23 protein-coding genes are annotated in these 24644 nt (G+C 69.5%); 20 read left to right on the top strand and 3 right to left on the bottom strand.

The features are described 5' to 3' along the window. Positions 1-256: 256 nt before the first annotated feature. The 9 genes from H074_RS16355 to H074_RS16395 all read left to right on the top strand — a co-directional run bounded on the left by H074_RS16355 (position 257) and on the right by H074_RS16395 (position 10611). A complete protein-coding gene (locus H074_RS16355) occupies positions 257-2098 on the top strand; it encodes a hypothetical protein (protein WP_051071946.1) in 1842 nt (613 codons plus the stop codon). Then, positions 2095-2454, top strand: coding sequence for a hypothetical protein (locus H074_RS16360; protein WP_007031144.1), 360 nt, complete (start codon positions 2095-2097; stop codon positions 2452-2454). Before H074_RS16355 ends, H074_RS16360 begins: the two co-directional genes overlap by 4 nt. Before the next feature lie 117 nt (positions 2455-2571). Continuing rightward, the gene (gene sucC, locus H074_RS16365; RefSeq protein WP_007031145.1) at positions 2572-3741 is read left to right on the top strand and encodes an ADP-forming succinate--CoA ligase subunit beta; all 1170 of its coding nucleotides are present in this window, start codon (positions 2572-2574) and stop codon (positions 3739-3741) included. A 1-nt stretch (position 3742) separates the two neighbouring features. Then, entirely contained in the window at positions 3743-4630 is an 888-nt protein-coding gene (sucD, locus tag H074_RS16370; protein WP_007031146.1) for a succinate--CoA ligase subunit alpha, read from the top strand. A 274-nt stretch (positions 4631-4904) separates the two neighbouring features. Continuing rightward, on the top strand, positions 4905-5729 hold the full coding sequence (locus tag H074_RS16375) for a DUF5336 domain-containing protein (RefSeq protein ID WP_007031147.1): 825 nt from the start codon (positions 4905-4907) through the stop codon (positions 5727-5729). A 143-nt stretch (positions 5730-5872) separates the two neighbouring features. Further along, positions 5873-7342: a cell division protein PerM gene (locus H074_RS16380; protein WP_007031148.1), complete on the top strand. Its 1470-nt coding sequence runs from the start codon at positions 5873-5875 to the stop codon at positions 7340-7342. A gap of 76 nt (positions 7343-7418) precedes the next feature. Further along, entirely contained in the window at positions 7419-8036 is a 618-nt protein-coding gene (gene purN / locus H074_RS16385; protein ID WP_007031149.1) for a phosphoribosylglycinamide formyltransferase, read from the top strand. Beyond that, positions 8033-9595, top strand: a complete 1563-nt coding sequence (gene purH, locus H074_RS16390) for a bifunctional phosphoribosylaminoimidazolecarboxamide formyltransferase/IMP cyclohydrolase (RefSeq protein ID WP_007031150.1) — start codon at positions 8033-8035, stop codon at positions 9593-9595. Before purN ends, purH begins: the two co-directional genes overlap by 4 nt. 239 nt (positions 9596-9834) lie before the next feature. Then, entirely contained in the window at positions 9835-10611 is a 777-nt protein-coding gene (locus H074_RS16395; protein ID WP_007031151.1) for a hypothetical protein, read from the top strand. Here the strand turns inward: H074_RS16395 and H074_RS16400 are convergent. Next, the gene (locus H074_RS16400; protein ID WP_007031152.1) at positions 10608-11312 is read right to left on the bottom strand and encodes an SRPBCC family protein; all 705 of its coding nucleotides are present in this window, start codon (positions 11310-11312) and stop codon (positions 10608-10610) included. The two genes, H074_RS16395 and H074_RS16400, sit on opposite strands and share 4 nt — an antisense overlap. A 181-nt stretch (positions 11313-11493) precedes the next feature. On the opposite strand from H074_RS16400, the gene H074_RS16405 reads away from it, so the two are divergent. The 3 genes from H074_RS16405 to H074_RS16415 are packed head-to-tail and all read left to right on the top strand — an operon-like array spanning position 11494 to position 13845. After that, positions 11494-11979, top strand: a complete 486-nt coding sequence (locus H074_RS16405; RefSeq protein ID WP_007031153.1) for a pyridoxamine 5'-phosphate oxidase family protein — start codon at positions 11494-11496, stop codon at positions 11977-11979. Positions 11980-11990: 11 nt separating this feature from the next. Next, positions 11991-12440, top strand: a complete 450-nt coding sequence (locus tag H074_RS16410; RefSeq protein WP_007031154.1) for a VOC family protein — start codon at positions 11991-11993, stop codon at positions 12438-12440. 58 nt (positions 12441-12498) lie between these two features. Further along, entirely contained in the window at positions 12499-13845 is a 1347-nt protein-coding gene (locus H074_RS16415) for a DUF6351 family protein (RefSeq protein ID WP_007031155.1), read from the top strand. A 298-nt stretch (positions 13846-14143) separates the two neighbouring features. On the opposite strand, the gene H074_RS16420 is transcribed toward H074_RS16415, so the two are convergent. Beyond that, positions 14144-14971 carry a hypothetical protein gene (locus H074_RS16420; RefSeq protein WP_007031156.1) on the bottom strand — a complete coding sequence of 276 codons (828 nt, stop codon included), beginning with the start codon at positions 14969-14971 and terminating at the stop codon, positions 14144-14146. A 201-nt stretch (positions 14972-15172) separates the two neighbouring features. On the opposite strand from H074_RS16420, the gene H074_RS16425 reads away from it, so the two are divergent. From H074_RS16425 to H074_RS16460, 8 genes are all read left to right on the top strand, one after another. After that, entirely contained in the window at positions 15173-15886 is a 714-nt protein-coding gene (locus tag H074_RS16425; protein ID WP_039922489.1) for a hypothetical protein, read from the top strand. A gap of 14 nt (positions 15887-15900) precedes the next feature. Next, the gene (locus H074_RS16430) at positions 15901-17493 is read left to right on the top strand and encodes a DNA polymerase Y family protein (protein WP_007031158.1); all 1593 of its coding nucleotides are present in this window, start codon (positions 15901-15903) and stop codon (positions 17491-17493) included. Between the two features lie 2 nt (positions 17494-17495). Beyond that, the gene (locus tag H074_RS16435) at positions 17496-17687 is read left to right on the top strand and encodes a hypothetical protein (RefSeq protein ID WP_007031159.1); all 192 of its coding nucleotides are present in this window, start codon (positions 17496-17498) and stop codon (positions 17685-17687) included. A 3-nt stretch (positions 17688-17690) separates the two neighbouring features. Beyond that, the gene (locus H074_RS16440) at positions 17691-21044 is read left to right on the top strand and encodes an error-prone DNA polymerase (RefSeq protein WP_007031160.1); all 3354 of its coding nucleotides are present in this window, start codon (positions 17691-17693) and stop codon (positions 21042-21044) included. A 105-nt stretch (positions 21045-21149) separates the two neighbouring features. Further along, positions 21150-21659, top strand: a complete 510-nt coding sequence (locus H074_RS16445; RefSeq protein WP_007031161.1) for a hemerythrin domain-containing protein — start codon at positions 21150-21152, stop codon at positions 21657-21659. 67 nt (positions 21660-21726) lie between these two features. Next, positions 21727-22209 carry a VOC family protein gene (locus H074_RS16450; RefSeq protein WP_007031162.1) on the top strand — a complete coding sequence of 161 codons (483 nt, stop codon included), beginning with the start codon at positions 21727-21729 and terminating at the stop codon, positions 22207-22209. A gap of 181 nt (positions 22210-22390) precedes the next feature. Then, on the top strand, positions 22391-23416 hold the full coding sequence (locus tag H074_RS16455; protein WP_039922492.1) for a reverse transcriptase family protein: 1026 nt from the start codon (positions 22391-22393) through the stop codon (positions 23414-23416). Positions 23417-23441: 25 nt separating this feature from the next. After that, complete coding sequence (locus tag H074_RS16460) at positions 23442-24065, top strand: pentapeptide repeat-containing protein (RefSeq protein WP_007031164.1); 624 nt, start codon at positions 23442-23444, stop codon at positions 24063-24065. 69 nt (positions 24066-24134) lie between these two features. Here the strand turns inward: H074_RS16460 and H074_RS16465 are convergent. Then, positions 24135-24644: TNT domain-containing protein (locus H074_RS16465; RefSeq protein ID WP_007031165.1), on the bottom strand; the 510-nt coding region annotated here is incomplete at its 5' end.

Consider the following 24644-nt stretch of genomic DNA (forward strand, 5'->3'; position numbering starts at 1 on the left):
GGTGTTAAAGGAGGCTTATCCGCACTTGGCCTCGTCTGAGGGGCTTCCGGTGCACCCGCGGACGCCGCCGGCCCACCCAGGTCGCGACGGCGGACAAGGCGTCCTGCCACCGCGATAGCGGGGCTTTCGGGCCGGACGGGTTCACGTGGTCGCCTCACTCGGCCCACAGGCATCGAGGCCGGACCGGCAACGGTGAGGACCTGCGGTGCCCCTGCTGCCGGGTCCGGGCCGGCCCGGCTTGCTAGCGTCGCCGTCGATGACTTCGCGCTCACGGCCCCCTGGTGGCGAATCCACCGGGCAAGCCGTCCCCGGGACCGCGTCCGCCGAACTTCTCCGGAGCGAACCGGGCTCCCGCCCGCGAGCGCTCCTGCTGTCGGCGGGGCTGGTGTCGGCCGGTGCGGTCGCGCTGGCCGCCGGCGCGCTGATGCCCGTCGTCCGGGGTGGTTCGCCCGGTTTCACCGCCGCTCCCTTGCTGATCGTGCTGGCCTTGGCGCCCGCGGCGACCGTGCTTTACGCGCTGGTCACCGGGCGCTCGGGACTCGCGGCGGGCCTGGTGCTCGGGCTCACCGCGCTCGCGCCCGGACGGCTCCTGCTGGACCTGCAGCTGCTCGCGGACGGATCCCTCGCCGCGCGTCCGGAACTGTTCCTCGCCGACAGGCTGCTCGCGCTTCCTCCCGCGGGACCGGGCCTCTGGCCGCTGGTGGCGGGTCACCTGCTCACCCTCGCGGCCGGGGCGTTCGCCGCCGGGACCGCGCGCGACGAGGCGGAACTGGCGGGTGAACTCGACGGTCGGCGCCGCTGGCGGCTTCTCGGGCCCGTGCTCGGCGTGGCCGGCGGGATCGGCCTGCTGCTCGCACCTCTCGGTTCGGGCAACGCGTACCTCCTGGCCAAGAACGCCTTCGAGGGCCCGACGGTCGCGATGGCCGGGTACCTGTTGCTCGCGGCCTTGCTTCCGCTGACCGTGCTGGTGGCCGTGAGTTCGCCTTCGGCAGGGGTCGGCAAGGGCGGATTCGCCGGAGCGGGACTGGCGGTGCTCGCGGTCGGTGTTCCGCCGGTGGTCGCGGGGCTGGTCGTGGACCGGCTTTCGGTCGCGCCGGGTTCGGTGGTGGTGACCGTCGCGGGTCTGGCGCTGGCCGGGCTGGCCTTCACCCGGTTCGACGTCGCGGAAGCGGACGAGACCGTCACCGGTGATCTGGCCGGAGAGGCCAGGCTGCCCGGGCTGTTCTGGTGGCGGCTGGCCACCGGTGGCCTGGCGCTGCTCGCCGCCGCTGCCGCGGTCGCGGGCGCGCTGGCCCCGACACTGAAGGCCAACGGTCCGACGCCCGTCCCCGAGACGCCTGCGCGCTGGCTGCTGCTCGGCGCCGCCGTAGTGCTCGCCGTGCCCGCGCTGTTCGTCTTCGTGCCGCGGCTCTCGGCGTTCGCCAGGGGAGTCGTCGCGGCCACGTGGGCGGGTGTCGTCCTCGCGGGCACGGCCGTGCTGAGCGCCGCCTTGTCCGTGACCGAGGACAAGGCGGTGGACCCGGCGCTGTTCGGTGTCGACCTCCCGGTGCCGTTGCCGGACAAGGCCGGCTACTCGGCGGGCCCCGGTGTCACGTGGACGTTCATCGCGCTCGTGCTGGCGGCCGTGGCCGCGCTCGCCGCGGTGATCACCGGTGTCGTGGAGCGCGACGTCTCCGATGACGCGGGAATGGACGCCGGACCGGACGGAACGCGGGCGAGCGGGAACGTGCTCACCCCGGTCGTCGCGGCGGCGGTGCTGGCGATCGCCGCGTTCGGCACGCCGGTGTTCACCGCGCCCGGTTACACCGCGCCGGGACTGTGGTCGGACTTCGGCGCGGCGTCGTGGGGCCTGCTCGGTGCACTCGCGGTCGTCCTCGGCCTGTACGCGCTCGTCCCGCGCTCACGGCCGGTCGCGGCGGCGTCCGCGTCGGCCGGGGCCGCGCTGGTGCTCGGCCTGCACGCGGCGGAACTGCCGCTCGTCGGCTCGGAGTACGACGGCGCGTCGGCCGGGATCGGGTTCTGGCTCGCGCTGGGCGGCGCCGTCGTCTCCCTCGTCGCGGCCGGGATGGCCGTCGCGGGCTCCAGGCGGACCGGATGACGCGACATCTCCTTCGCGTCGTGCTGGCGGAGTTCGGCGTCGAGGAAGGCACGGCGGTCGCACTCGGAAGGCTGCTGCGCGATGACGGCGTCGAGGTCGTCTACGCCGGTCGTCTCGACACCTCCGAACAACTGGTCCGGACGGTCGAACAGGAGGATCCGGACATCCTCGGCGTGGTGCGGGACGTGAGTGAACCGCAAGGGCTCGCTGAAACGCTCCCGGGAGTTCTCCTCTTCGCGGTCGGTAACGGTCCGAGCGAGTTCGAGAACGCCTTCGAAAGCCTGGAAGAGGCGGCGAACTGGGTCTCCGGTGTGCGTTCTCACACCGTGGAAACACCGTCTGACCGCGTACGGTGACCGACTTCACCAGGTGCGGAGTCCCCTGCTTCTGCGCAGGTCGCTAACCTCGACTGGTCCGACAGCGCGGTCCGGAAACGGACCACCACAGTGGCGTGTCGTCAGGAGACTGGAGTAGTGGACCTCTACGAGTACCAGGCGAGGGATCTCTTCGCCGCCCACGGAGTACCGGTTCTGCCGGGTGCCGTGGCAAACACCCCCGAAGAAGCCAAGGCCACCGCCGAGAAGATCGGCAATCAGGTCGTCATCAAGGCGCAGGTGAAGACCGGCGGCCGCGGCAAGGCCGGCGGCGTCAAGCTGGCCCAGACGCCGGATGAGGCCGCCGAGAAGGCTGAGGCGATCCTCGGTCTGGACATCAAGGGCCACATCACGCGTCGCGTGCTGGTGGCCGAAGCCTCGGACATCGCCGAGGAGTACTACTTCTCCTTCCTGCTGGACCGTGCGAACCGCACCTTCCTCGCGATGGCTTCGGCCGAAGGCGGCGTGGAGATCGAGCAGCTGGCCGTCGAGCGTCCCGAAGCGCTCGCGAAGATCCCGGTCGACGCGATCGTCGGTGTCGACAAGGCGAAGGCCGTCGAGATCCTGACCGCGGGCAAGTTCCCGGAGAAGGTCGTCGACGAGGCCGCCGACGTCGTCGTGAAGCTCTGGGAGACCTTCGTCTCCGAGGACGCGACCCTGGTCGAGGTCAACCCGCTGGTCCGCGACCCGCAGGACAAGATCATCGCCCTCGACGGCAAGGTCACCCTCGACGAGAACGCCTCGTTCCGTCAGCCGGGCCACGAGGCCCTGGTCGACAAGGACGCGGAGAACCCGCTCGAGGCGAAGGCCAAGGCCAAGGACCTCAACTACGTCAAGCTCGACGGCGAGGTCGGCATCATCGGCAACGGCGCGGGCCTCGTGATGTCCACGCTGGACGTCGTGGCCTACGCGGGCGAGAAGCACGGCGGCGTCAAGCCCGCCAACTTCCTCGACATCGGCGGCGGCGCTTCGGCCGAGGTCATGGCGGCCGGGCTGGACGTCATCCTCAACGACACCGACGTGAAGAGCGTCTTCGTCAACGTCTTCGGTGGCATCACCGCTTGCGACGCGGTCGCGAACGGCATCGTCGAGGCGCTGAAGATCCTGGGCGACGAGGCCACCAAGCCGCTCGTCGTGCGGCTGGACGGCAACAACGTCATCGAGGGCCGGAAGATCCTGGCCGACGCGAACCACCCGCTGGTCACCGTGGTGGACACAATGGACAACGCGGCCGACAAGGCCGCCGAGCTCGCCGCGGCAGGTGCGTGAGATGTCGATCTTCATCAACGAGAACAGCAAGGTCATCGTCCAGGGGCTCACCGGCTCCGAGGGCATGAAGCACGCGACCAAGATGCTGAAGTCCGGCACGAACATCGTGGGTGGCGTCAACGCCCGCAAGGCCGGCCAGACGGTCACCATCGAGGGCAAGGACCTCACCGTGTTCGGCACGGTCGAGGAGGCCATGAAGGAGACCGGCGCCGACGTTTCGGTCATCTTCGTGCCGCCGAAGTTCGCCAAGGACGCGGTCATCGAGGCGATCGACGCCGAGATCCCGCTCGCCGTGGTGATCACCGAGGGCATCCCGGTGCACGACTCGGCCTACTTCTGGGCGCATGCCGTCGCGACCGGCAACAAGACCCGCATCATCGGGCCGAACTGCCCCGGTGTGATCAGCCCCGGTAAGTCGAACGCCGGCATCATCCCGGCCGACATCACCGGCGCCGGCCCGATCGGCCTGGTGTCGAAGTCCGGCACGCTGACCTACCAGATGATGTACGAGCTGCGTGACATCGGTTTCTCCACCGGTGTCGGCATCGGTGGCGACCCGATCATCGGCACCACGCACATCGACGCCCTCGAGGCGTTCGAGGCGGACCCCGAGACCAAGGTCATCGTGATGATCGGCGAGATCGGTGGCGACGCCGAAGAGCGTGCCGCGGCCTACATCAAGGACAACGTGACGAAGCCGGTCGTCGGTTACGTCGCGGGCTTCACCGCGCCCGAGGGCAAGACCATGGGCCACGCCGGCGCCATCGTCTCCGGTTCCTCCGGCACGGCCGCCGCCAAGAAGGAGGCCCTCGAGGCCGCCGGCGTCAAGGTCGGGAAGACCCCGAGCGAGACCGCCGTCCTGGCGCGCGAGCTGTACAACAGCCTCTGATCCTTCGGAGACTGAGCTTTCCCCGGCGGGCCGGGCACCCTACCGGTGCCCGGCCCGCCTCCTTTCGTCCCCCGCATCGCGTTTAGCGGGCTAAAAGCGATGCGGGGGATGAGAAGAGGTTTCGCAGGGAACCCGATCGGGTGTACAGACGTCTCAGAGCCCGAGGCATGGGGTGACCGCGTGTGCGCTAGCGTTCGAGCATCACAGCCGCCTCGTTTGTCCCGGGAGTCCCGTGCGCCCCGGGGTGCCGGTCGAACGACAGGAGAGCATTCGGATGTCCTATCCCAGCGGTGGGCCCGGCTACCCCCAGCAGGGTGGCGGCCAGCAACACCCCAACCCCGGCTCGGGAGCCTTTCCGCAGCAGCAGGCGCCGTCGCAGGCCGCCCCGCTGAACCTGGCGTTGCTGCTCGCGCTCGCCGTCACCGTCCTCGGCCTGGTGCAGTTCTTCATCGGTTTCTCCGACGAGGCCGACGCCGCCCGGGAGGTCTCGGTCTTCCTTCTGGTCAGCGGCTTGCTCGCGGCACTGCACGCGCTGCCGCGCGGCCCGAAGACGCTGCCGTTCGCCGCGTTGTTCAGCGTCCTCGGCGCGTTCGGCGCGCTCGACCTGATCATCGGTTACCCGACCGTCGACGGCGGGGAGGGACGTCCGGAGGTCTCGCTCCCCGGCATCCTCACGGTGGTGCTGATCCTCGGCATCCTGCAGATGCTGGTCGCGGTCGCCGCGTTGCTGTTCGAGCACGACGTCATCAAGGTGCCCGCCGCGAAGCCGCAGCAGCAGGCGCCGCAGGCCCCGTACAGCCAGCAGTTCCCGCAGCAGGGCCCGCAGGGTCCGTTCGGCCAGCAGGGTCAGCAGGGCCCGGCCGCCACGCAGGTCCAGCCGTTCCCCGGCTCGGGTCAGCAGGGCCAGCAGCAGGGTGAGCAGTCCGGTCCGTTCTCGCAGCCGGGCGGGTTCCAGCCGCCGGTCACACAGCCGCCGGGTCAGCAGGCGACGACGTACGCGCCGCAGCAGGGCCAGTTCTTCCAGCAGCCGCCGTCCTCCTCGTCGGAGCCGGGCCAGAACCCGGGCACGCCACCCGGCGGTTTCGGCCAGCAGAGCTGACCTTCCGAACGCGAAAACACCCGCTGTGACTCTTTGTGTCACAGCGGGTGTTTTCTTTGCCGGGGTGACCCGACCGGGTGGGTTGGGCCACGTGCGCCGATCGGTGGCGGCGTGCCTCACCCGGACGGACCAGTCCGGATGTCATGGTGCGGTCCATGAAGCTGCTCACCCGCGACGAACGCCCGCCGGGCGAAGAGCCGGTGAGCGACCTCGTCCCCGAGCTGGAGGTCTCCAGGGCGAAGCGGGTTCGTGTGTTGCTCGCCGCGGCCTGCTCGCCCCTGCTTTTCTCCTATACCGCCGTCGCGACCGTTCTCGCGGTGGTTTCGTTCGCCGCCGACCGGTCCCGGTTCTCCGCCACCGGTGCCCTGCTCGCCGCCGGTCCTGGTTGGCTCGCCTCATGGCAGGCGGAACTCGACCTCGGTGGTCATCCGCTCGGTGTGCTGCCGCTGCTGCCGACGCTCGTCGTCGGATGGCTCGCGGCGAGGGCGGCCGCGCGCGCCGCCCGCCGCGTCGGCGGCCGGACCCCGGCGGACGCCGTCCCGGTGGTGACGGTGATCGCCGGGTCGCACGCGCTGTTCGGCGTGCTCATCGCCGTGCTGGCCGGCGGATCGCCGATCGGCGTGAACCCGCTGACCGCCTTCTGCGTGCCAGGCCTCCTCGCCGGAATCGCCGCCGTCGCGGGAGTCGCCAGGGATTGCGGGCTTCCGGCCGCGGTGCGGGACCGGTTCGACCCGGTGGCGCTTCAAGGTCTGCGGGCGGGTGCGCTCGGTCTCGCCGCGTTGATCGCCTGTGGCGCCGTGGTGTTCACCGCGGCCACCGCGCTCTCCTGGTCCACTGTGGACAGTCTGTTCGAACCGGGCTTCGGTGCGAGCTTCGGCCTGTTCCTGCTCTCCGTGGCCTACCTGCCGAACGCGGTCGTGGCCGCGCTGTCGTTCACCACCGGGCCGGGTTTCTCGGTCGGTTCGCTGACCGTCGGCATGTTCGGCTACCAGGAAGGGCGGCTGCCGGGGGTGCCGGTGCTGGCGGGGATCCCGTCCCACCACGCTGTCTGGTGGCCGGCGTTGCTGCTCCTGCCCGTGCTGGTCGGTGCGCTGGTCGGCTGGCGGATCCGCACGATCGACGAGGATCCGATGTTGCGGATGCGGGCGGTCGCCGTCGCGGGCGCGCTCGTCGCGTTCGGCTGCGTCATCCTCGGGACCCTCTCCGGCGGCAGGCTCGGCGACGGGCCGTTCGACCCGGTCAGCGTGCCGGTCGGGGTCGCTTCCGTGATCGCCTTCTGCTGGATCGTCGTCCCCGGCGGGTTCGTCGCGTTCTTCGCCGGAGCGCACGAGGCCCCCGAACCGCCGGGTGAACCCGACGTCGAGGACAACACCGAAGTCGAGGACATCGCCGAAGTCGAAGAAGAAGTCGTCGAGTCCGAAGACGGCGAACCGGCGGAGGAAACCGAAGCCGAGGCGGACGACGAGCCCGATGACGAGGCCGAAGAATCGGCGGAGGACATCGAGGAGACTCCGGCGGAACCAGAGCCTGAACCAGCGCCCGAACAGGACATCGCTGTGACCGAGTCCACCGACGGGTCCGGCGACGAAAGCGCCCACGGCGGCGACCGTTAGGGTTGTCGCGACCAGGTGAAGCGCCGTACGCGCGAGTGCGTACCGCCGTGGCAAGGAGCCCGTTCTGGCTAGTCGGTTGGACCTGCCCACTCCGGTGAAGCTCGTCGTCCTCGCGTCCGGTTCCGGCACGCTGCTGCAAGCCGTGCTCGACGCCGTCGAAAAGCCGGACTTCCCGGCGAAGGTGGTCGCTGTCGGGGCGGACCGCACCGGGATCGAGGCGCTCACCCGGGCCGAACGCGCCGGCGTGCCGTCGTTCGCCGTGCGGATGGCCGACCACCCGGATCGCGCGGCGTGGGACAAGGCGATCACCGAAGCCGTCGCCGCCTACCAGCCGGACCTGGTCGTCTCCGCGGGGTTCATGAAGATCCTCGGCGCCGAATTCCTCGCGCGGTTCCCCGGCCGCGTGATCAACACCCATCCGGCGTTGCTGCCGTCGTTCCCCGGTGCGCACGCCGTGGCCGACGCGCTGGCGATGGCCGTCAAGGTCACCGGGTCGACGGTCCATTTCGTCGACGCCGGAGTCGACACCGGGCCGATCATCGCGCAGGAGCCGGTGATCGTGGAGCCCGATGACGACGAACACGTCCTGCACGAGCGGATCAAGGCCGTGGAACGCAGGCTCCTGGTGGAAACGATCGAAAAACTCGGCCGGAGCGGGTGCGCGGTCGAGGGACGAAAGGTGAGGTTTTCGTGAGTACCGCACAGGGACAGCGTCCCGTCCGGCGCGCGCTGATCGGCGTCTCCGACAAGGCCGGCCTGCTCGAACTCGCCACCGGGCTGCACGCGGCGGGTGTCGAGATCGTGTCCACCGGCGGCACGGCGAAGGTCATCGCGAACGCCGGGGTGCCGGTGACGCCGGTCGAAGAGGTCACCGGGTTCCCCGAGTCCCTCGACGGCCGGGTCAAGACGCTCCACCCGCGCGTGCACGCGGGCCTGCTCGCCGACCGCGACCGCCCGGAGCACGTCGAGCAGCTCAAGCAGCTCGACATCGCGCCGTTCGACCTGCTCGTGGTCAACCTGTACCCGTTCACGCAGACCGTCGCCTCGGGTGCGAGCCCGGAGGACTGTGTCGAGAACATCGACATCGGTGGTCCGGCGATGGTGCGTGCCGCGGCGAAGAACCACAACAGCGTCGCCGTCGTGGTCGACCCGTCCCGCTACGAGTGGGTGCTGGAGCGCGTCGCGGCAGGCGGTTTCGAGCTGGCCGACCGCAAGCGGCTCGCCGCGCAGGCCTACGCGCACACGGCGGCGTACGACACCGCTGTCGCCGCGTGGTTCGCCAACGTCTACGCGCCCGCGGACGACTCCGGCTTCCCGGACTTCGCCGGCGCTTCGTGGGAGCGCGGCGACGTGCTGCGCTACGGCGAGAACCCGCACCAGAAGGCCGCGCTGTACAAGCACTGGCGTCCCGGCCTCGCGCACGCGGAACAGCTGCACGGCAAGGCCATGTCGTACAACAACTACGTCGACACCGACGCCGCGCGCCGCGCCGCCTACGACTTCGACGCCCCGGCGGTCGCGATCATCAAGCACGCCAACCCGTGCGGGATCGCGGTCGGCGAGGACATCGCCGAGGCGCACCGTAAGGCGCACGCGTGCGACCCGGTCTCGGCCTACGGCGGGGTGATCGCGACCAACCGGCCGGTGAGCCGCGAGGCCGCCGAGCAGATCTCCGAGGTGTTCACCGAGGTCGTCCTGGCGCCGGACTTCGACGCCGAGGCGCTGGAGATCCTGCAGCGCAAGAAGAACGTGCGGCTGCTGAAGCTGCCCGCGATCACGTCGCCGGATCCGATCGAGTTCCGGCCGATCTCCGGCGGCATGCTGGTGCAGACCGTCGACACGATCGCCGCCGAGGGCGACGACCCGGCGAACTGGACGCTGGCCACCGGGGCGCCCGCCGACGAGCGGACGCTGGCCGACCTCGAGTTCGCGTGGCGTTCGCTGCGTGCGGTGAAGTCGAACGCGATCCTGCTGGCGAACGACGGTGCGACCGTCGGTGTCGGTATGGGCCAGGTCAACCGGGTCGACTCCTCGCGGCTCGCGGTCTCGCGGGCGGGCGACCGGGCGAAGGGCTCCGTCGCCGCTTCGGACGCCTTCTTCCCGTTCCCGGACGGGCTCGAGGTCCTGCTGGAGGCCGGTGTCCGCGCCGTCGTCCAGCCGGGCGGCTCGATCCGCGACGCCGAGGTCATCGCCGCCGCCGAAGCGGCCGGGGTCACCCTGTACCTCACCGGCACGCGCCACTTCGCCCACTGACGCCGACCTGCGTTTAGCGGGCTAAGCGCGATCCGCGGCGCGGACTTGCGTTTAGCCCCCTAATCGCGATCCGGGGGTGCCCGCGGACAGGACTGCGGGCGTTCCCGGTGCCCGGCTCCGGCCGTCGTGCCATGCTGGCCCCGGATCGCGTTTAGCCCGCTAAACGCGATCCGGGGCCAGCGTCGCCTTCAGCGGGCTAAACGCGACGCGGACGTACGCGAATCGCCAGGGGAGGATCGGTGCACCAGCCGCCGCAGGGGTACGGCCAGGGGCCGGGTTACGGCCCGCCACCTGGGCAGGGAGGTCAGCCGGGCTACGGGCAGCAGCCGGGTTACGGCCCGCCCGCCGGTCCCGGATACGGTCCGCCGCCCGGTTACGGGCCTCCCGGCTACGGACAGCCGCCCAAGAAGAAAAAGACCGGGCTGATCGTCGGCTTGATCGTGGGTGTCGTGGTCCTTCTCGGGCTGGGCATCCCCGGCGCCATCTTCGGGTCGGAGTACTACTCCTCGGTCGGCAAGGCACCGGTGTCGCAGCAGCCGCCCGCCGAGTGCACCGTCTCCCCGGAGCTGCTGAACAAGACGTTCACCACCAGCTTCCAGGGCGCCCGCGACAACGAGATCAAGGCGGGCGAGATCGTCACCAAGCAGCAGGGCTGCTCCTGGCTGCCGCCGGAGAGTGACAACGTCCACGACCGCGCCCTCCAGGTCATGGTGTACCACCACGAGGGACCGGACGCCGAGAAGCGGGCGGCGGAGTCTTCCACCGGGTCGGCCGCGCCGTCCGAGCGTCAGCAGCAGGTGCAGGGCATCGGGGAGAAGGCGGTCCTCGTCTCTCTCGACACCGACAGTGCCTTCAGCGGTGCCGAGCTGCGGGTCATCCAGGGCGTGTACGTCGTCCTCGTCACTTACAAGGGCTGGGACAAAGGGTTCTTCACGAACTCGCCGATCCCGCCCGCGGAGTCCGCTGAAGTGGCGAAATCCGTGGGCGCCGAGCTCGTGAAGAACCTGCCCCGCTAGGCGTACAGGCCGTTCAGCCAGGCCGTCCACGCCTTCTCGGCCTTGTCCGCGTCGGCGTCTTCGGCGAACAGGTGGTGCCCGATGCCGACAGGCCGGCCCCAGACATTCCGGCCGTAGAAGCGGTACAACGCGTCTTCGGTCCGGACGCCGATGAAGGCCGACGTCAGGTAGTCGACGACACCCTCGACGCCGGGGACGTCGAGATACACCCGGTCGCCCACGGCCTTCGCGCCTATCGCCGCTCGCACGGTCCCGAACGCGTCCGAAGCCTTCGACGCTTCGGGCGCGTCGGCCTTGAAGTACTTCGCCTGACGCCGGTTGAAGTGCGTCAGGTACTCGCCCAGCGAGTGGTAATAGAACGCCGTGTGCTGCTCGCACGCGTCGTATTCGACGTCCCAGTCGTCGAGGACGGTGGTGTGCTCGTAGCGCAGGTACGTGCCTCCGTCCTTCTGTTCGAGGACGTATTCGAGCGTGTTGAACCAGCCGTTCTCGTCTTCCGCGTAGGTGACGAAGCGCTGTGACGGCTTCCAGACGGTCACCATGCCGCCGTTGGGGGTGAGGCCGGACTCGGCACCGCCGTCGCGCGGCTCGTACTGGATCGGCCAGAGCCAGCCGCCGCTGCCCGTGGTGATCGCGGCCCAGGTGTCGGCGGGTGTGGTGGGCAGGAAGCCCTCGAAGCGGACCTCGGATTCCTTCGCCATGAGTGTCCCTCTCTCGTGTGTCTTCACAAGAGCGACGCCTGGCCAGGGGCGCTTTCGACAAACGGATCGCGTTTAGCCCGCTAAAGGTGAAGTGACTCAGGTCACATTCCGGGGTGTCGAAGTGTGCCGGACAGCGGCGTCCCTGGGGTGTCCGCGAAGACGACGACCCGAGGAGAGAGACATGCGGCAGAGCACGATCGACGAGATCCTGAACCGCCCGCTCAGCCAGGAACTCCTGGCCCGTGACCTGGCCCGGCTGGCCTACACCGCGCTCGACGGCACACCGCGGTCGATCCCGATCGGCATCCACTGGAACGGCAAGGAGATCGTCATGTGCACCCCGACGAACGCGCCGAAGCTGCCGTCACTGCGCCGTAACCCCGCCGTCGCCCTGACGATCGACACCGAATCGCACCCGCCGAAGATCCTGCTCCTCCGCGGCACCGTCGAACTGGACTACGTCGACGGCATCCCCGACGAGTACATGCAGTGGAACGGCACCTACGAGATGACGCCGGAGCAGCGGGCCGAGTGGGAGGAAAACGTGCGATCGCTCTACGACGGCATGGTCCGCATCGTGGTGACCCCGACCTGGGTCAAGCTCATCGACTTCGAGAACACCCTGCCGACCGCCGTCGAGGAGCTCATCCGTCGGCAGAGCGCCTGAAAGGAACGGTCATGACGCTCAAGAAGCTGGAACACGTCGGTGTCGTCGTCCACGATCTCGAAGCGGCCAAGGCGTTCTTCACCGCGCTCGGTCTCGAACTGGAAGGCGAAGCGTCGCTCGAAGGTGACACGGTCGATAGCCTCACCGGGTTGACCGGGGTCCGGACGGACATCGCGGTGCTGCGGCCGCCGGACGGCCACGGAGGGCTGGAACTGATCAAGTACCACGCGCCGGAGGCGCCGGAAGCCGATCCGCGCGCGCCGATGAACACGCCCGGCATCCGCCACTTCGTCTTCTCGGTCGAGGACATCGACGACGTCCTCGAGCGGTTGCGGTCGCACGGAGGCACGCTCGTCGGCGAGTTGGTGCAGTACGAGGACAGCTACCGGCTCTGCTATGTCCGCTCCCCGGAGGGGATCGTCGTCGAATTGGCGGAAGAGCTCGTACGCAGCGAAGCGTAGGTGAGAAGCCGCGTCTCGACGGATTCCCGCGAAGCCTCGCGCTGTCAGCATTTCCGTCATGACGCTGACAGGAATCCTGGCCGCCGCGCTGATCGTCACCGGTGCGCCCGCCATCGGCACGGAAGACGTCCGTGTGCACACCGGAGTGATCGACGGCGCCCGGTACCGGGTCGAGGTGCCGTCGAACTGGAACGGCAAGTTGTTGCTGTACAACCACGGCATCTACCCGCCGGGCTACGTGCCCGAGGAGATCGAACTCGCCAACCGGGCGGAGGCGAAACCCGTTCTCCTCGGCGAGGGGTACGCGCTGGCCGCGTCGCTCTACAGCAAGCCGAACGGCTTCTCGGCCCGCGAAGCCGTTCATGACCAGACGGCGCTGCTGTCCTGGTTCGACCGCGCTGTCGGCCGTCCGGAGCAGGTCCTCACCTGGGGAGCTTCCGGTGGCGGGCTCAACGCGGTCCTGCTGTCCGAGCGGCTTCCGCACCGGATCGACGGCGTGCTGGCGATGTGCGGTCCCGTCGCGGGCGGTTCCGCGCTGTTCGGTCAGGCGCTCGATTTGGGGTTCGCGGTCCGGACGCTGCTGGCGCCCGAACTGGAGATCGCCCGCATCGCCGATCCGCGGGCGAACCTCGCGAAAGCCCATCAGGTGATCGCGAAGGCGTTGGAATCACCCGATGGACGGGCACGGCTCGCTCTCGCCAACGCGTTCGCCGACGTCCCCGGCTGGTCGACGGCGCATCACCCCAGGTCCACCGACGTCGCCGAGCAGATCCGTCAGCAGACGAAGTTCGTCCAGGCGGTCTACGACCAGCTGTCCTGGGGTGCTCACCGGGCCGATCTGGAGACGCGGGCCGGCGGGAACCCGACCGGGAACACCGGAGTGGATTACCGTGGCCTGCTCGCCCGGTCCAGTGAACGCGGCCTCGTGGAACAGGCCTACCGTGACGCGGGCCTGGACCTCGGCGCCGACTTGGCGCGGCTCGCGGCCGCGCCCCGGGTCAAGGCCGACACCGCCGCCGCCCGATGGCTCGACCACACCGGGACGCCGACAGGACGTGGTCATCAACCCGTCGTCACGCTGCACCCGACCGGCGACGGCGTCGCCCCCGAACACGAGCGGATTTACGGCGACCGCGTCGATCCCGGCCGGATCCGGCAACTGTTCGTGAACCGGGGCGGGCACTGCCAGCACACCGCCGCGGAAGAACTGACGGCATTGCGCGTGCTGCGGGACCGCGTCGAAACCGGTCGCTGGCCGTCTACGTCACCGGAACGACTGAACGCCGAGGCGAACCGGTTCGGCCCGGAGTTCCGCTTCCTCTACGACTGGTTGCACGGTGAGCCGGGCACCGTCGCGCCCGCTTTCCGGCGGTATCGCCCGGGTCCGCTTCCCCGCGTGGCCTGAGGTCGGTCGGGCCTCGTGGGTGGCTAGGGCGGTTATTGATCGGAGGTTGGGAAAGCGGCTTTCGCACCGTCAGTGGAAGTGGTCGGCCCTGGTGGTGGTGAAGGCCTCCTTGCCTACCCTGAAGGTAGGGAAGGGGCCCTTCACCACGCCTCCGACGTGCCCCTTGGCCGAGTCCCATGGTCGGGGCGTGTGTCGCGAAAGCCACTTTCGCGACGTGCGATGTCTCGAAAGTGGCTTTCGCAACACGCCACATTTGCCTTACCCCTCAATAGAACCGTCCTAGCCACTCACGAAACCTTCATTCGCCGTGATAGCGCAGGCCGGTGCGCTTCAGGACGACCCAGCGCTCACCGGGCCGGTCCGCCACGACCGGATACCACCGCGGCGCGGCCGCGGCGGTCAGTTCGTCACCTCGTTCGATGAGGGAACTCACCGCGGGTTCACCCACCACGATGAGCGCGGACCAGTCGACGTGCGCCAGCAGGTTGTCCTCGGTGACTCCGAACCGTTCCTCCAGAAGCGTGACCAGGTCGTGCCCGGTGTCCGGACCGGACTGGACTTCGCTGACGTCAGGCACTTCTTCGACGACGACGGGTTCGTCCTCATCAGGTTCGTCGTAGTCATCTTCATCTTCTTCGTCGTCTTCGCGTTCTTCGGACCAGACGTGGTGATCGAGCCGCGAGATGCTGTTGCTCAGGTCGAAGGCCTGTTCGTCGGTCATGCACAGCGTCACGGTCTGCCCGTCGGTCAACGTGAACGTCAGTTCGGCCTCCGGGTAGCCGCTGGTGCCGGGCTCCGCCTCGACCATGCCCGCCACGGTTCCGGCCAGCGTCGTGGCCGCCGGGCTCGTGCCCCAGCCCAGTGACGGCAGGTTCGCGGCCATCTCCAGCACGCACGTCGCGGCGGTCCAGAACGCGTCCTTGTCCCGGAAATCCTTGCGGCTGCTGGTCAGGGTCCGGCCGCCGCCCAGCGGCTCGGTGCGGGCGTCCACCTGCCCCCGCCCGGTTCCGTTCTCCCAGATCGCGGTGACCGTGACCCGGTTGGCCAAGCGTTTGCGGTAGTTCTCGATATGGCCTTCCCTGGCGAGTTCCCAGCCGTTCACGGTCTCGGGCCAAGCGTCGTCCACTGCGGATTTTTCCTTCCTGGCGCGGTGATTCCCCGGCCTCGGACGTGACAGGCCCGGTGATCGTTCCCGGCTCGCTTGACAATCGCTGCTCCACCCGGTCTACTGGAGTCATCGAACAAGCGTTCGAAGTGCCGCCTTCCCCGTGGCATGCCGGTGCCGTCCACAAAGGACGGTTTAGGTGTCGTGGGGAGGCGAGGTCCGGTGACAGCGGAGGTGGTCGAGGCGCGGGCCTTGCCGTTGGCGAGGCTGGCGGCTTTGCCAGGAGTGAGCACGGCCAGTGGCGTGGCTTCCGCGGCCGAACACGCGAGGACGACGGGAAGGGTGCTCCCGGTGTCCCCGGCGTTGTCCGGTCTGCTGCCCGCCGCGGGGCTCCGGCGCGGGAGCACCGTTTCGGTGCTGGGGTCCACGTCACTGATGCTCACCCTGCTGGCCGCCGCGACCGCCGGCGGTGCGTGGGCGGTCGCGGTCGGCCTGCCCGCGCTCGGGGTGGTCGCCGCCGCGGAACTCGGGGTCGAGGTGGGCAGGCTGGCGCTGGTCCCCCGTCCCGGTGCCGAGTTCCCGGCGGTGACCGCGGCCCTGCTCGACGGCTTCGATCTCGTGGTCGTCGGTCCGGGACTCGCCCGGCCCGACGTGGCGAGAAGGCTGTCCGCCCGCGCGCGCAACCGTGGTTCGGTGCTGCTTTCGCTGGGCTCCTGGCCCGGTGCCGAGGTCGAACTGAGCTGTCGCCGCTCGCGTTGGGCGGGCTTCACCGGCGGAGGCGCGGGCTACCTGCGCGCTCGTGAGGTGGAGGTACGGGCGGGCGGCCGGGGCGCGGCCGCCCGGCCGACGTCGGCTCTGCTGCGGTTTCCCGGCCAGGGCGAGGTCGAGCGGGCGGACTTCCCCGCGGCGACCACGGCGAGGTGGGGGACGGCGTGAACCCACCTGTACGCATGCTGGTGCTGTGGTGCCCGGACTGGCCCGCGGTCGCCGCCGCGGCCGTCGCGGGTGAACCCGTGGGCCGCCCGGCCGCGGTCTTCTCGGCGAACCGCGTGGTCGCCTGCACCGCGGTGGCCAGGGGATACGGCGTCCGCCGCGGGATGCGGCGGCGCGAGGCCCAGTCCTGCTGTCCGGACCTGGCGGTCTTCGGTGAGGACGACGGCCGTGACGCCCGGCTCTTCGAATCCGTCGCACGGGCGGTGGAGGAGCTGGCCGTCGGCGTCGCAGTGGTGCGCCCGGGGATCGTCGCCGTCCCCGTCGACGGCGCGGCCGGCTACTTCGGCGGTGAACACGGGCTCCTCGAAAGACTGGTGGACGAGGTGTCCGTGGCGGCGGGGGTGGAAAGCCAGGTCGGCGTCGCCGACGGCCTGTTCGCCGCGACGCTCGCCGCCCGCCGTTCGACGCTGGTCGAGCCCGGTGGGACGGCGGAATTCCTGGCCCCGCTGCCCATCCGCGAGCTCGACCAGCCTGAGGCAGGCCGCACCGAACTGGTCACCTTGCTCAAGCAGCTCGGCCTTCGCACGTTGGGTGCCTTCGCGGCGCTCGACGAAAGCGACGTCTCCGCGCGCTTCGGGATGGAGGGCGTGCTCGCGCACCGGCTGGCACGAGGACGGTCCGAGCGTCCGCCGTCGCGCCGCCGTCCGCCGCCGGAACTCTCGCTCGCGAAGACGTTCGACCCGCCGATCGACAGGGTGGACGCCGCCGCGTTCGTGGCGAAAGGACTCGGCGAACGCTTCCACGCCGGGCTCGCCGCGCACGGGCTGGCCTGCACCCGGCTCGGCATCTACGCCACCACCGAGACCGGCGAACAACTCGGCCGGGTGTGGCGCTGCGCCGAACCGCTGACCCCGCTCGGTGTCGCGGACAGGGTGCGCTGGCAATTCGAGGGTTGGCTGAAAACCAAAGATCGTCCCGATTCCGGGGTCGTTCGGCTGCGGCTGGAGCCGGAGGAGACGGTCGAAGGCCGGTCGCTGCAGCTCGGGTTGTGGCAGGCGGGTGCGGCGGGCGTGCTGCGGCCGTCCACCGAGGACGAAGACCTGTCCGGCGAGCATGCCGGCCGCGCCCTGGTGCGGGTGCAGGGGTTGCTCGGCCCGGAGAGCGTCTTCACCGCGATGCTCGGCGGCGGCCGCGGCCCCGCCGAGCGTGTCCGGCTGGTGCCGTGGGGCGACAGGCGGGAGAAGCCGGCGCAGGCGGACGCGAGCTGGGCCGGGAGGCTCCCGTCGCCCTCCCCGGCGACGGTGTTCGCCCGGCCTGTGCCCGCCCAGGTGCTGGACGAGAACGGGCGCGTCGTGGAGATCACCGCACGGCGCCGGGTCACCGCCGCGCCGTTCCTCGTGGGCTACGAAGGCGGTGAGCCGCGCGAGGTCATCGCCTGGGCGGGGCCGTGGTTCGCCGGTGTCCGGGCCGGCGCGGGACATGCCCGGTCGGGGACCCGGATGCGGTTGCAGGTGCTGCTGGCCGACGGGCGAGACGCCGAGGAGGCGGTGCTGCTCCGCTTCGAGCACCACAAGAATCCGATGTGGACACTGGAAGGGAAGTACGACTGAACATGGACGAGGAGTACACGCGGCTGGTGCGGAGATGGCTGGAGGAACCGGCCATCCCGGTGCAGCGTGCCGAGCTGTGCCGATGCGTTCTCGGCGGTAAAGAGTGCCTCGAACGGAACTCGGCCTTGGCGGCGTGCGTCCCGCGCGCGGAAGTGTTCGTCCCCGCGCCGAGAAGCTCGACCGAGAACCGGTGACCGATGGGCTGGAACAACCCTCCGCGGCCGTGGAAGGACCTCGCCCGCGAGCTCGCGGGCGAGGTACCGCCCGGCGACGGCGGTGACAGCCCCGCGTGGAGTGCCAAGCGGCAGGGGTATCAGCCGCCCGCGGACCTGACCGGGCTGATCGGTGACGACGACGGGGCCACCGCGCGCCGGGTGCCGTACGCCGAACTGCACTGCCATTCGAACTTCAGTTTCCTCGACGGGGCGAGCCATCCCGAGGAACTGGTGGAGGAGGCCGCGCGGCTGGGCCTGGACGCGATCGCGCTCACCGATCACGACGGCATGTACGGCGTGGTGCGCTTCGCCGAAGCGGCGAGGGAACTGGGCGTGCACACCGTTTTCGGCACGGAGCTCAGTTTCGGTCTTTCCGGGCCGCAGAACGGGTTCGCCGATCCCGAGGGCGAGCACCTGCTCTTGCTGGCCAAGCAACAGGACGGCTACCTGAGCCTGAACCGGGCGATCACCGCCGGCCAGCTGTACGGCTTCGACAGGCAGTCGTCGTCCCCCAAGGAAAGGGCGGAGAAGGGCAGGCCGGTCTACGACCTGCGCGTGGTAGCCGAAGAGGTCGGCGGGAAGTGTGTCGTGCTCACCGGCTGCCGCAAGGGAGCGGTGCGCAAGGCGCTCGTCACCGAAGGCCCCGCCGCGGCCGTCGAGAGACTGAAGGAACTCATCGACTGCTTCGGCCGGGAAAACGTCTACGTCGAACTCATCGACCACAGTCTTCCCCCGGACAGCACGCACAACGACCTGCTGAGCGAGATGGCCGGGGAGTTCGGGCTGCCGACGGTGGCGACCACGGCCGCGCACTACGCCCGGCCGGAGCGGGCCCCGCTCGCCGACGCGCTCAGCGCCATCCGTGCCCGGCGAGGCCTGGAGGACATGGAGGGCTGGCTGCCCGCCGCGGGAACGGCGTTCCTGCGGTCGGGGGAGGAGATGGCCGAGATCTTCGCGCGGTATCCGGGCGCGGTGCAGCGGGCGGCACTGCTCGGCCGGGAGTGCGCGTTCGAACTCCACCACATCAAGCCGAAGCTGCCGCCGTTCGACGTTCCGAAGGGGTACACCGAGGCGTCCTATCTCCGAGAACTCACCTACGCGGGTGCGAAGGAGCACGAGAAGAACAAAGACGAGGAGTACCGCGAAAAAGCCAGGAAGCTGATCGACCACGAACTGGGCATCATCGAAGAACTGGGTTTCCCCGGCTACTTCCTGATCGTCTGGGACATCGTGCGGTTCTGCCGGGACAGCGGGATCCTCTGCCAGGGCCGGGGATCGGCCGCGAACTCGGCGGTCTGCTACGCGCTCGGCATCACCAAGGTCGACGCCGTGCGCTACGGCCTGCTCTTCGAACGGTTCCTCGCCCCGGATCGCGACGGTTACCCGGACATCGACCTCGACATCGAATCCGATCGCCGTGAGGAGGCGATCCAGTACGTCTACGGGAAATACGGGCGGCTGAACACCGCCCAGGTGGCGAACGTGATCACCTATCGGGCGCGGTCCGCGGTCCGGGACGCGGCGCGGGCGCTGGGGTACTCGCCCGGCCAGCAGGACGCGTGGAGCAAGCAGATCGACCGCTGGGGCGCGTTGCGCGCCACGGAGAAGGACCACGATCACGACATCCCGGAAGAGGTCGTGGAACTCGCTTGTGCGCTCGAAGACTTCCCCCGGCACCTGGGTATCCATTCCGGCGGGATGGTGATCTGTGAACAGCCGGTGAGCGAGGTCGTCCCGATCGAATGGGCCCGCATGGAGGACCGCAGCGTCGTGCAGTGGGAGAAGGACGACTGCGCCGCCGCGGGACTGGTCAAATTCGATCTGCTCGGCCTCGGAATGTTGTCGGCCCTGCACTATATGATCGACCTGGTTCGTGACCACAAAGGGGAAGAGGTCGACATCTCCGAATTGGATCTCAAGGATCAGAACATCTACGGAATGCTCTGCCGTGCCGACGCCATCGGTGTCTTCCAGGTGGAGAGCCGGGCGCAGCTGGCCACACTGCCTCGCTTGCGCCCCAAGAAGTTCTATGACCTGGCGGTCGAGGTCGCGCTCATCCGGCCCGGGCCGATCCAGGGTGGTTCGGTGCATCCCTACATCCGGCGCAAGAACGGCCAGGAGAAATGGGATTTCGACCATCCGAAACTGGAGAACGCGTTGAAGAAGACCCTCGGGGTCCCGTTGTTCCAGGAACAGATGATGCAGATCGCCCTCGACGTCGCCGATTTCAGCCCGGCGGAGGCGGATCAGTTGCGGCACGCCATGGGGGCCAAACGTTCCGAACAGAAGATGGAACGGCTCAAGCGGCGATTCCTCGAAGGCGCCGCGAAGAACGACATCGAGGGGGAACTCGCCGAGAAGATCTTCGGCAAGCTCAAGGCGTTCGCGAATTTCGGCTTCCCGGAGAGCCACGCGCTGAGTTTCGCCCTGCTGGTGTTCGCGAGCGCGTACTTCAAGTACTACCACCCGGACGCGTTCCTGGCGGGTTTGCTGCGTGCTCAGCCGATGGGGTTCTATTCGCCGCAGTCGCTGGTCGCCGACGCGCGGCGGCACGGGGTGCGGGTGCTCGGCCCGGACATCAACGCGAGCCTCCCGCACGCGACGCTGGAACCCTTGCCGGAAGGGGAAGAACTGCTCGCCGTGCGGGGCGGCCTGGCCACCGTGCGGATGATCGGCGAGAAGCCGGCGAAGGAGATCGTCGACGAGCGGGAACGAGGCGGCCCGTTCGCGGATCTGTCCGAGGTCGCCCGGCGCGTGCGGCTGACCAAACCGCAGATCGAGGCGCTGGCCGCGGCCGGCGCGTTCGGCTGTTTCGGCGAGAGCAGGCGGAGCGCGCTCTGGGCGGCGGGCGCGGTCGCCGACGAAAGCCTGGAGAAACTGCCGGGGCTCATCACCGGGGCCCAGGCGCCGATGTTGCCGGGGATGGACGAAATCGACGTCGCGGCCGCGGACGTCTGGGCCACCGGGGTGTCACCGGACAGCTTCCCGACCCAGTTCATCCGGGATCACCTCGACGAACTCGGCGTCGTCACGGCGGCGAGCCTGCGCGAGGTCCCTCACGGCGCACAGGTGCTGACCGGCGGTGCGGTGACCCACCGCCAACGGCCGGCGACCGCGGGCGGCGTCACCTTCATGAACCTCGAAGACGAGACGGGGATGATCAACGTCATCTGCACGATGGGGGTGTGGCAGCGCTATCACCGGGTCGCCCGCGGCAGTCCCGCGCTGCTGGTCCGAGGCGTGGTCGAACGCACCGGCGAGGTGGTGAACGTCCTTGCCGAACAGATCCGGCATCTGCCGCTGCGGATCACCGCCAAGTCCCGTGACTTCCGCTGAACCCCTTGACGATCACCCGGGGGCCGTGCTGAAGTTCCTTCAGCGTCGCAGTGCACCCGGCAAAGAGACCGTCGTGGGCATGGAGGTGCCGGACCATGGGAAATCATGGAAACCCCTTCTCAGACGAACGGCCGGTTGACGGCGTTCGGAAATCAACTCGTTCAGGTTCACAACTGGTTGCGTAAAGAGCTGGCCATGCTGCACGACGACCTCGGGTCGGTCGCTGAGGGGCGTGCCGAGCGGCTGCGCGATCTCCGGGCGCATTGCCTCACCTTCTGCTCGGCACTGACCAGGCATCACACCGGCGAGGACGGCGGCGCTTTCCTTGTGCTGGCGGACAAATTCCCCGAATTGCGGCCGTCGCTCGAAGAGCTCGCGCACGACCACGGGGTGATGACCGGGATCATCGAACGGCTCGAAGAACTGGTCGCCGGTGTCGGACCCGGGTCGAGTCAGGACGAGATCCTTGACGTCCAACGGGAACTGGATGGCCTCACGGCGATCATGGAGACGCATTTCCGGTACGAGGAGAAGCGGATCGTCGAGGTGCTCAACTCGCTGGACATGCCGGAGTGGCTGGAGACGAAACCGCCTTTCCTGCTGAAAACCCATTAGGACGTGTTCTGTCCTATACCGGCTCTAACGTTCTTCTCATCGCACACGACGACTGAGGAGAACTCCGATGAGCAACCCGATCCCCGACGGCTACCACTCGGTCACCCCGTGGATCATCTCGCGCGACACCGCAGGTGTGATCGACTTCCTGAAGCGCGTCTTCGATGCCGAGCCGCTGGGTGAACCGGTGTACGTCGAGGGCGGGAAGATCGGGCACGCCGAGGTCCGGATCGGCGACTCGGTCGTCATGCTGTTCGACGCGCGGGACGACTGGGTCGAGACACCGGCGTACCTGCGGCTCTACGTCGAGGACAGCGTGGAGACGCAGCGCCGGGCCGTCGAAGCGGGCGCCGAAGAGGTCACGAGGCAGACCGAGCTCTTCTTCGGCGACCGTGTCGGCCGGGTCCGCGACCCGTTCGGCAACCTGTGGTGGATCCAGACCCGGCTCGCCGACCTCGACTTCCCGGAGATGGAGCGCCGGATGAACGACCCGAAGTTCATCGAGGCCATGCGGTACGTCTCCGGCACGAAGATCATCCCGAGCCGCTGAAGTCGGTAGGGTGGTGATCGCGACGCGGAGGTGAGCCGGTGGATCACCACCCACTCCGGGGAACCCCCGGGGAGCACGAGGACAGCGAGACAAGGCGCCCCGCGCGAGAGCGGCACGCTTCGCGTACGAGGCCGCGCGGATGACAGGAGAAAGAGTCACCCCCGCGTCGCTCCTCGGACCCATGCCGGTCTGGCGATGGCAGGTGGCCCGTTGGACGACGTTCGACGAGTGCGCCACCGCGCTCGACCTGACACCCGGCGAACTCTCGTGGTTCGCCGACACGAAGGGATGGAACAGGCGCGCGGCCGGTCGGGTCCGGCATTACACCTACCGCTGGATCCCGACCGCTTCGGGCGGCGTGCGGCTCATCGAGCGGCCGAAGCCGCGGCTCGCCGAACTGCAGCGCCGGATCGTGCGGCACGTCGTCGACGCGCTGCCGGTGCACGAGGCCGCACACGGGTTCCGGCGCGGCCGTTCGCCGATGTCGTGCGCCGCGCCGCACGCGGGCCGGGAGACCGTGGTCAGGATGGTCCTCGAAGGGTTCTTCCCGGCGGTGTCCGCGCGCCGGATCTCGGCGTTGCTCGCCCTCGCCGGCTATCCGCCCGCCGTGGCGGAGGCGCTGGCGGGCGTGCTCACCACGGCCGTTCCGCCCGACGTCCTCGCCACCGTGCCCGCGGGACGGCGGGATCCGGCGCGTTCGCGGCTGCTGAACAACCTGGCGGCCACGCATCTGCCGCAGGGCGCGCCGTCCTCGCCGTCGGTCACGAACGCGGTCACGCACTATCTGGACCGGCGGCTCGACGGGCTCGCGCGCGCACTGGGCGCGACATACACGAGGTATGCCGACGATCTGGCGTTCTCCGGGGATTCCCTGCCGCTGCACCGGTTGCTGCCCGGTGTGCGGCGAGTCGTGGCCGACGAAGGTTTCCGGCTTCGGGACGACAAGACGTCGATCGCCGGTGCGCACCAGCGGCAACGGGTCGCGGGTCTGGTGGTCAACAGCGCGCCCGCCGCGACGCGTGCCGACTACGACGCCCTGCGCGCGTTGCTCCACAACTGCGTCCGAACCGGCCCGGAGGCGCAGAACCGGGGCGGGCATCCGGACTTCCGTGCCCATCTGCTGGGCCGGATCGGCTGGATCGCCGCGTCTTCGCAGGCGCGGGCGGCGAAGCTGCGCGCGATGTTCGACAGGATCACCTGGGCGTAAGCGGGTATGCGATCCTGGACGGGTGATGGAACCTGCGGAGGCTCAGCCGGATGAATTCTCAGCGGGAAAGAGTGCTTCGAATTTCCGAGAAGCCGTCCTTTCCCGGCAATGGTGGGAAAAACGCAGTTTCGTCGGCTGCGATTTCACCGAGGCCGACCTGCGCGGGCTGCGCACCCAGGGCTGCACCTTCGACCAGTGCGACTTCACGAAGACCGACTTCGAGGGCTCGCGCCACGAAGCGTCCGCGTTCCGCTCGTGCACCTTCGACCGCAGCGTCCTGGCAGGCACGCGGTGGAGTTCCTGTTCGATGCTCGGATCGTCCTTTGTGGACTGTCGATTCCAGAAGATCGCCTTCACCGAATGCGATCTGTCACTGGTCTCGCTCAGCAAAGCCCGTTTGTCCAAAGTAGACCTAGGTGGCCTGCGGCTGCGTGAGGCGAACCTGCTCGAAGCCGACTTGACCGGCGCCGACCTGCGCGGCGCGGATCTCACCGGCGCGCGGCTGGCGGGCGCGAAGCTGGAAGGCGCGGACCTGCGTGGCGCGCGGCTCGACGCCAACGGGCTGGTGCAGGCGAACCTCTCCGGGGTCCACGTGGACACCGAGACCGCGATCGCCTACGCCGCCGCGCACGGACTCGTCATCCACTGACCCCGCGTGCAATGAAGGGGCCTTTCATCGCGAAATGTGCGATGAAAGGCCCCTTCATTGCAGAACGGATCAGTCGATCGGCGGTTCGCCCGGATCCAGCTCGATGAGGTCGCCCTCGGCGAGCAGTTCCTCGATGGACGCGGGCAGCAGGTACGCCGACCCGCCACCGGGCTGGTTGAACCACGGGATCGCGACACCGGCGAGGGCTTCGAGCGGACGCTGCACGCGGTACACGTGGTACGGCCGGTTCACCCACTCCGGCACGAGCGAACGCTCCTCGAACGGCGTCCCGGCCGCGTAGGTCAGGTTGCCGTTCGGGCCACCGAAGCGGTCCAGTTCGCTGCCCGCGGGCAGCTCACGCAGCTCCTTGCCGCGGAACAGCGTCAGCGGCGGCTCACCGCTGAGCGGCGAGATCGGCCAATTCTGCTTGGCGTCGGGGGCCCCGGGGTTCGCCGCGGCCGGCGGACGGGCGGGCTCCTCGCGCCGCATCGGCGGCGGAGGAGGCGGCGTCACCGGCGGCTCGCGCCGCGGCGGCGCGGGTGGCGGGCTCGCCAGCACCGGGTTCGGCCGCGCCGGGGG

Origin of the sequence: Amycolatopsis decaplanina DSM 44594, from assembly GCF_000342005.1 — a bacterium.
In the GTDB taxonomy this organism is placed as follows: domain Bacteria; phylum Actinomycetota; class Actinomycetes; order Mycobacteriales; family Pseudonocardiaceae; genus Amycolatopsis; species Amycolatopsis decaplanina.

Bases quoted from the DNA above. Each gene is read 5' to 3' on its own strand.
- H074_RS16360 (WP_007031144.1), top strand. From the start codon at position 2,095: ATGACGCGACATCTCCTTCGCGTCGTGCTGGCGGAGTTCGGCGTCGAG.
- H074_RS16460 (WP_007031164.1), top strand. From the start codon at position 23,442: ATGGAACCTGCGGAGGCTCAGCCGGATGAATTCTCAGCGGGAAAGAGT.
- H074_RS16450 (WP_007031162.1), top strand. From the start codon at position 21,727: ATGAGCAACCCGATCCCCGACGGCTACCACTCGGTCACCCCGTGGATC.
- H074_RS16380 (WP_007031148.1), top strand. From the start codon at position 5,873: ATGGTGCGGTCCATGAAGCTGCTCACCCGCGACGAACGCCCGCCGGGC.
- H074_RS16440 (WP_007031160.1), top strand. From the start codon at position 17,691: ATGGGCTGGAACAACCCTCCGCGGCCGTGGAAGGACCTCGCCCGCGAG.
- H074_RS16445 (WP_007031161.1), top strand. From the start codon at position 21,150: ATGGAAACCCCTTCTCAGACGAACGGCCGGTTGACGGCGTTCGGAAAT.
- H074_RS16455 (WP_039922492.1), top strand. From the start codon at position 22,391: ATGCCGGTCTGGCGATGGCAGGTGGCCCGTTGGACGACGTTCGACGAG.
- sucD (WP_007031146.1), top strand. From the start codon at position 3,743: ATGTCGATCTTCATCAACGAGAACAGCAAGGTCATCGTCCAGGGGCTC.
- H074_RS16415 (WP_007031155.1), top strand. From the start codon at position 12,499: ATGACGCTGACAGGAATCCTGGCCGCCGCGCTGATCGTCACCGGTGCG.
- H074_RS16430 (WP_007031158.1), top strand. From the start codon at position 15,901: ATGCTGGTGCTGTGGTGCCCGGACTGGCCCGCGGTCGCCGCCGCGGCC.
- H074_RS16435 (WP_007031159.1), top strand. From the start codon at position 17,496: ATGGACGAGGAGTACACGCGGCTGGTGCGGAGATGGCTGGAGGAACCG.
- H074_RS16375 (WP_007031147.1), top strand. From the start codon at position 4,905: ATGTCCTATCCCAGCGGTGGGCCCGGCTACCCCCAGCAGGGTGGCGGC.
- H074_RS16410 (WP_007031154.1), top strand. From the start codon at position 11,991: ATGACGCTCAAGAAGCTGGAACACGTCGGTGTCGTCGTCCACGATCTC.
- H074_RS16405 (WP_007031153.1), top strand. From the start codon at position 11,494: ATGCGGCAGAGCACGATCGACGAGATCCTGAACCGCCCGCTCAGCCAG.
- H074_RS16400 (WP_007031152.1), bottom strand. From the start codon at position 11,312: ATGGCGAAGGAATCCGAGGTCCGCTTCGAGGGCTTCCTGCCCACCACA.
- H074_RS16355 (WP_051071946.1), top strand. From the start codon at position 257: ATGACTTCGCGCTCACGGCCCCCTGGTGGCGAATCCACCGGGCAAGCC.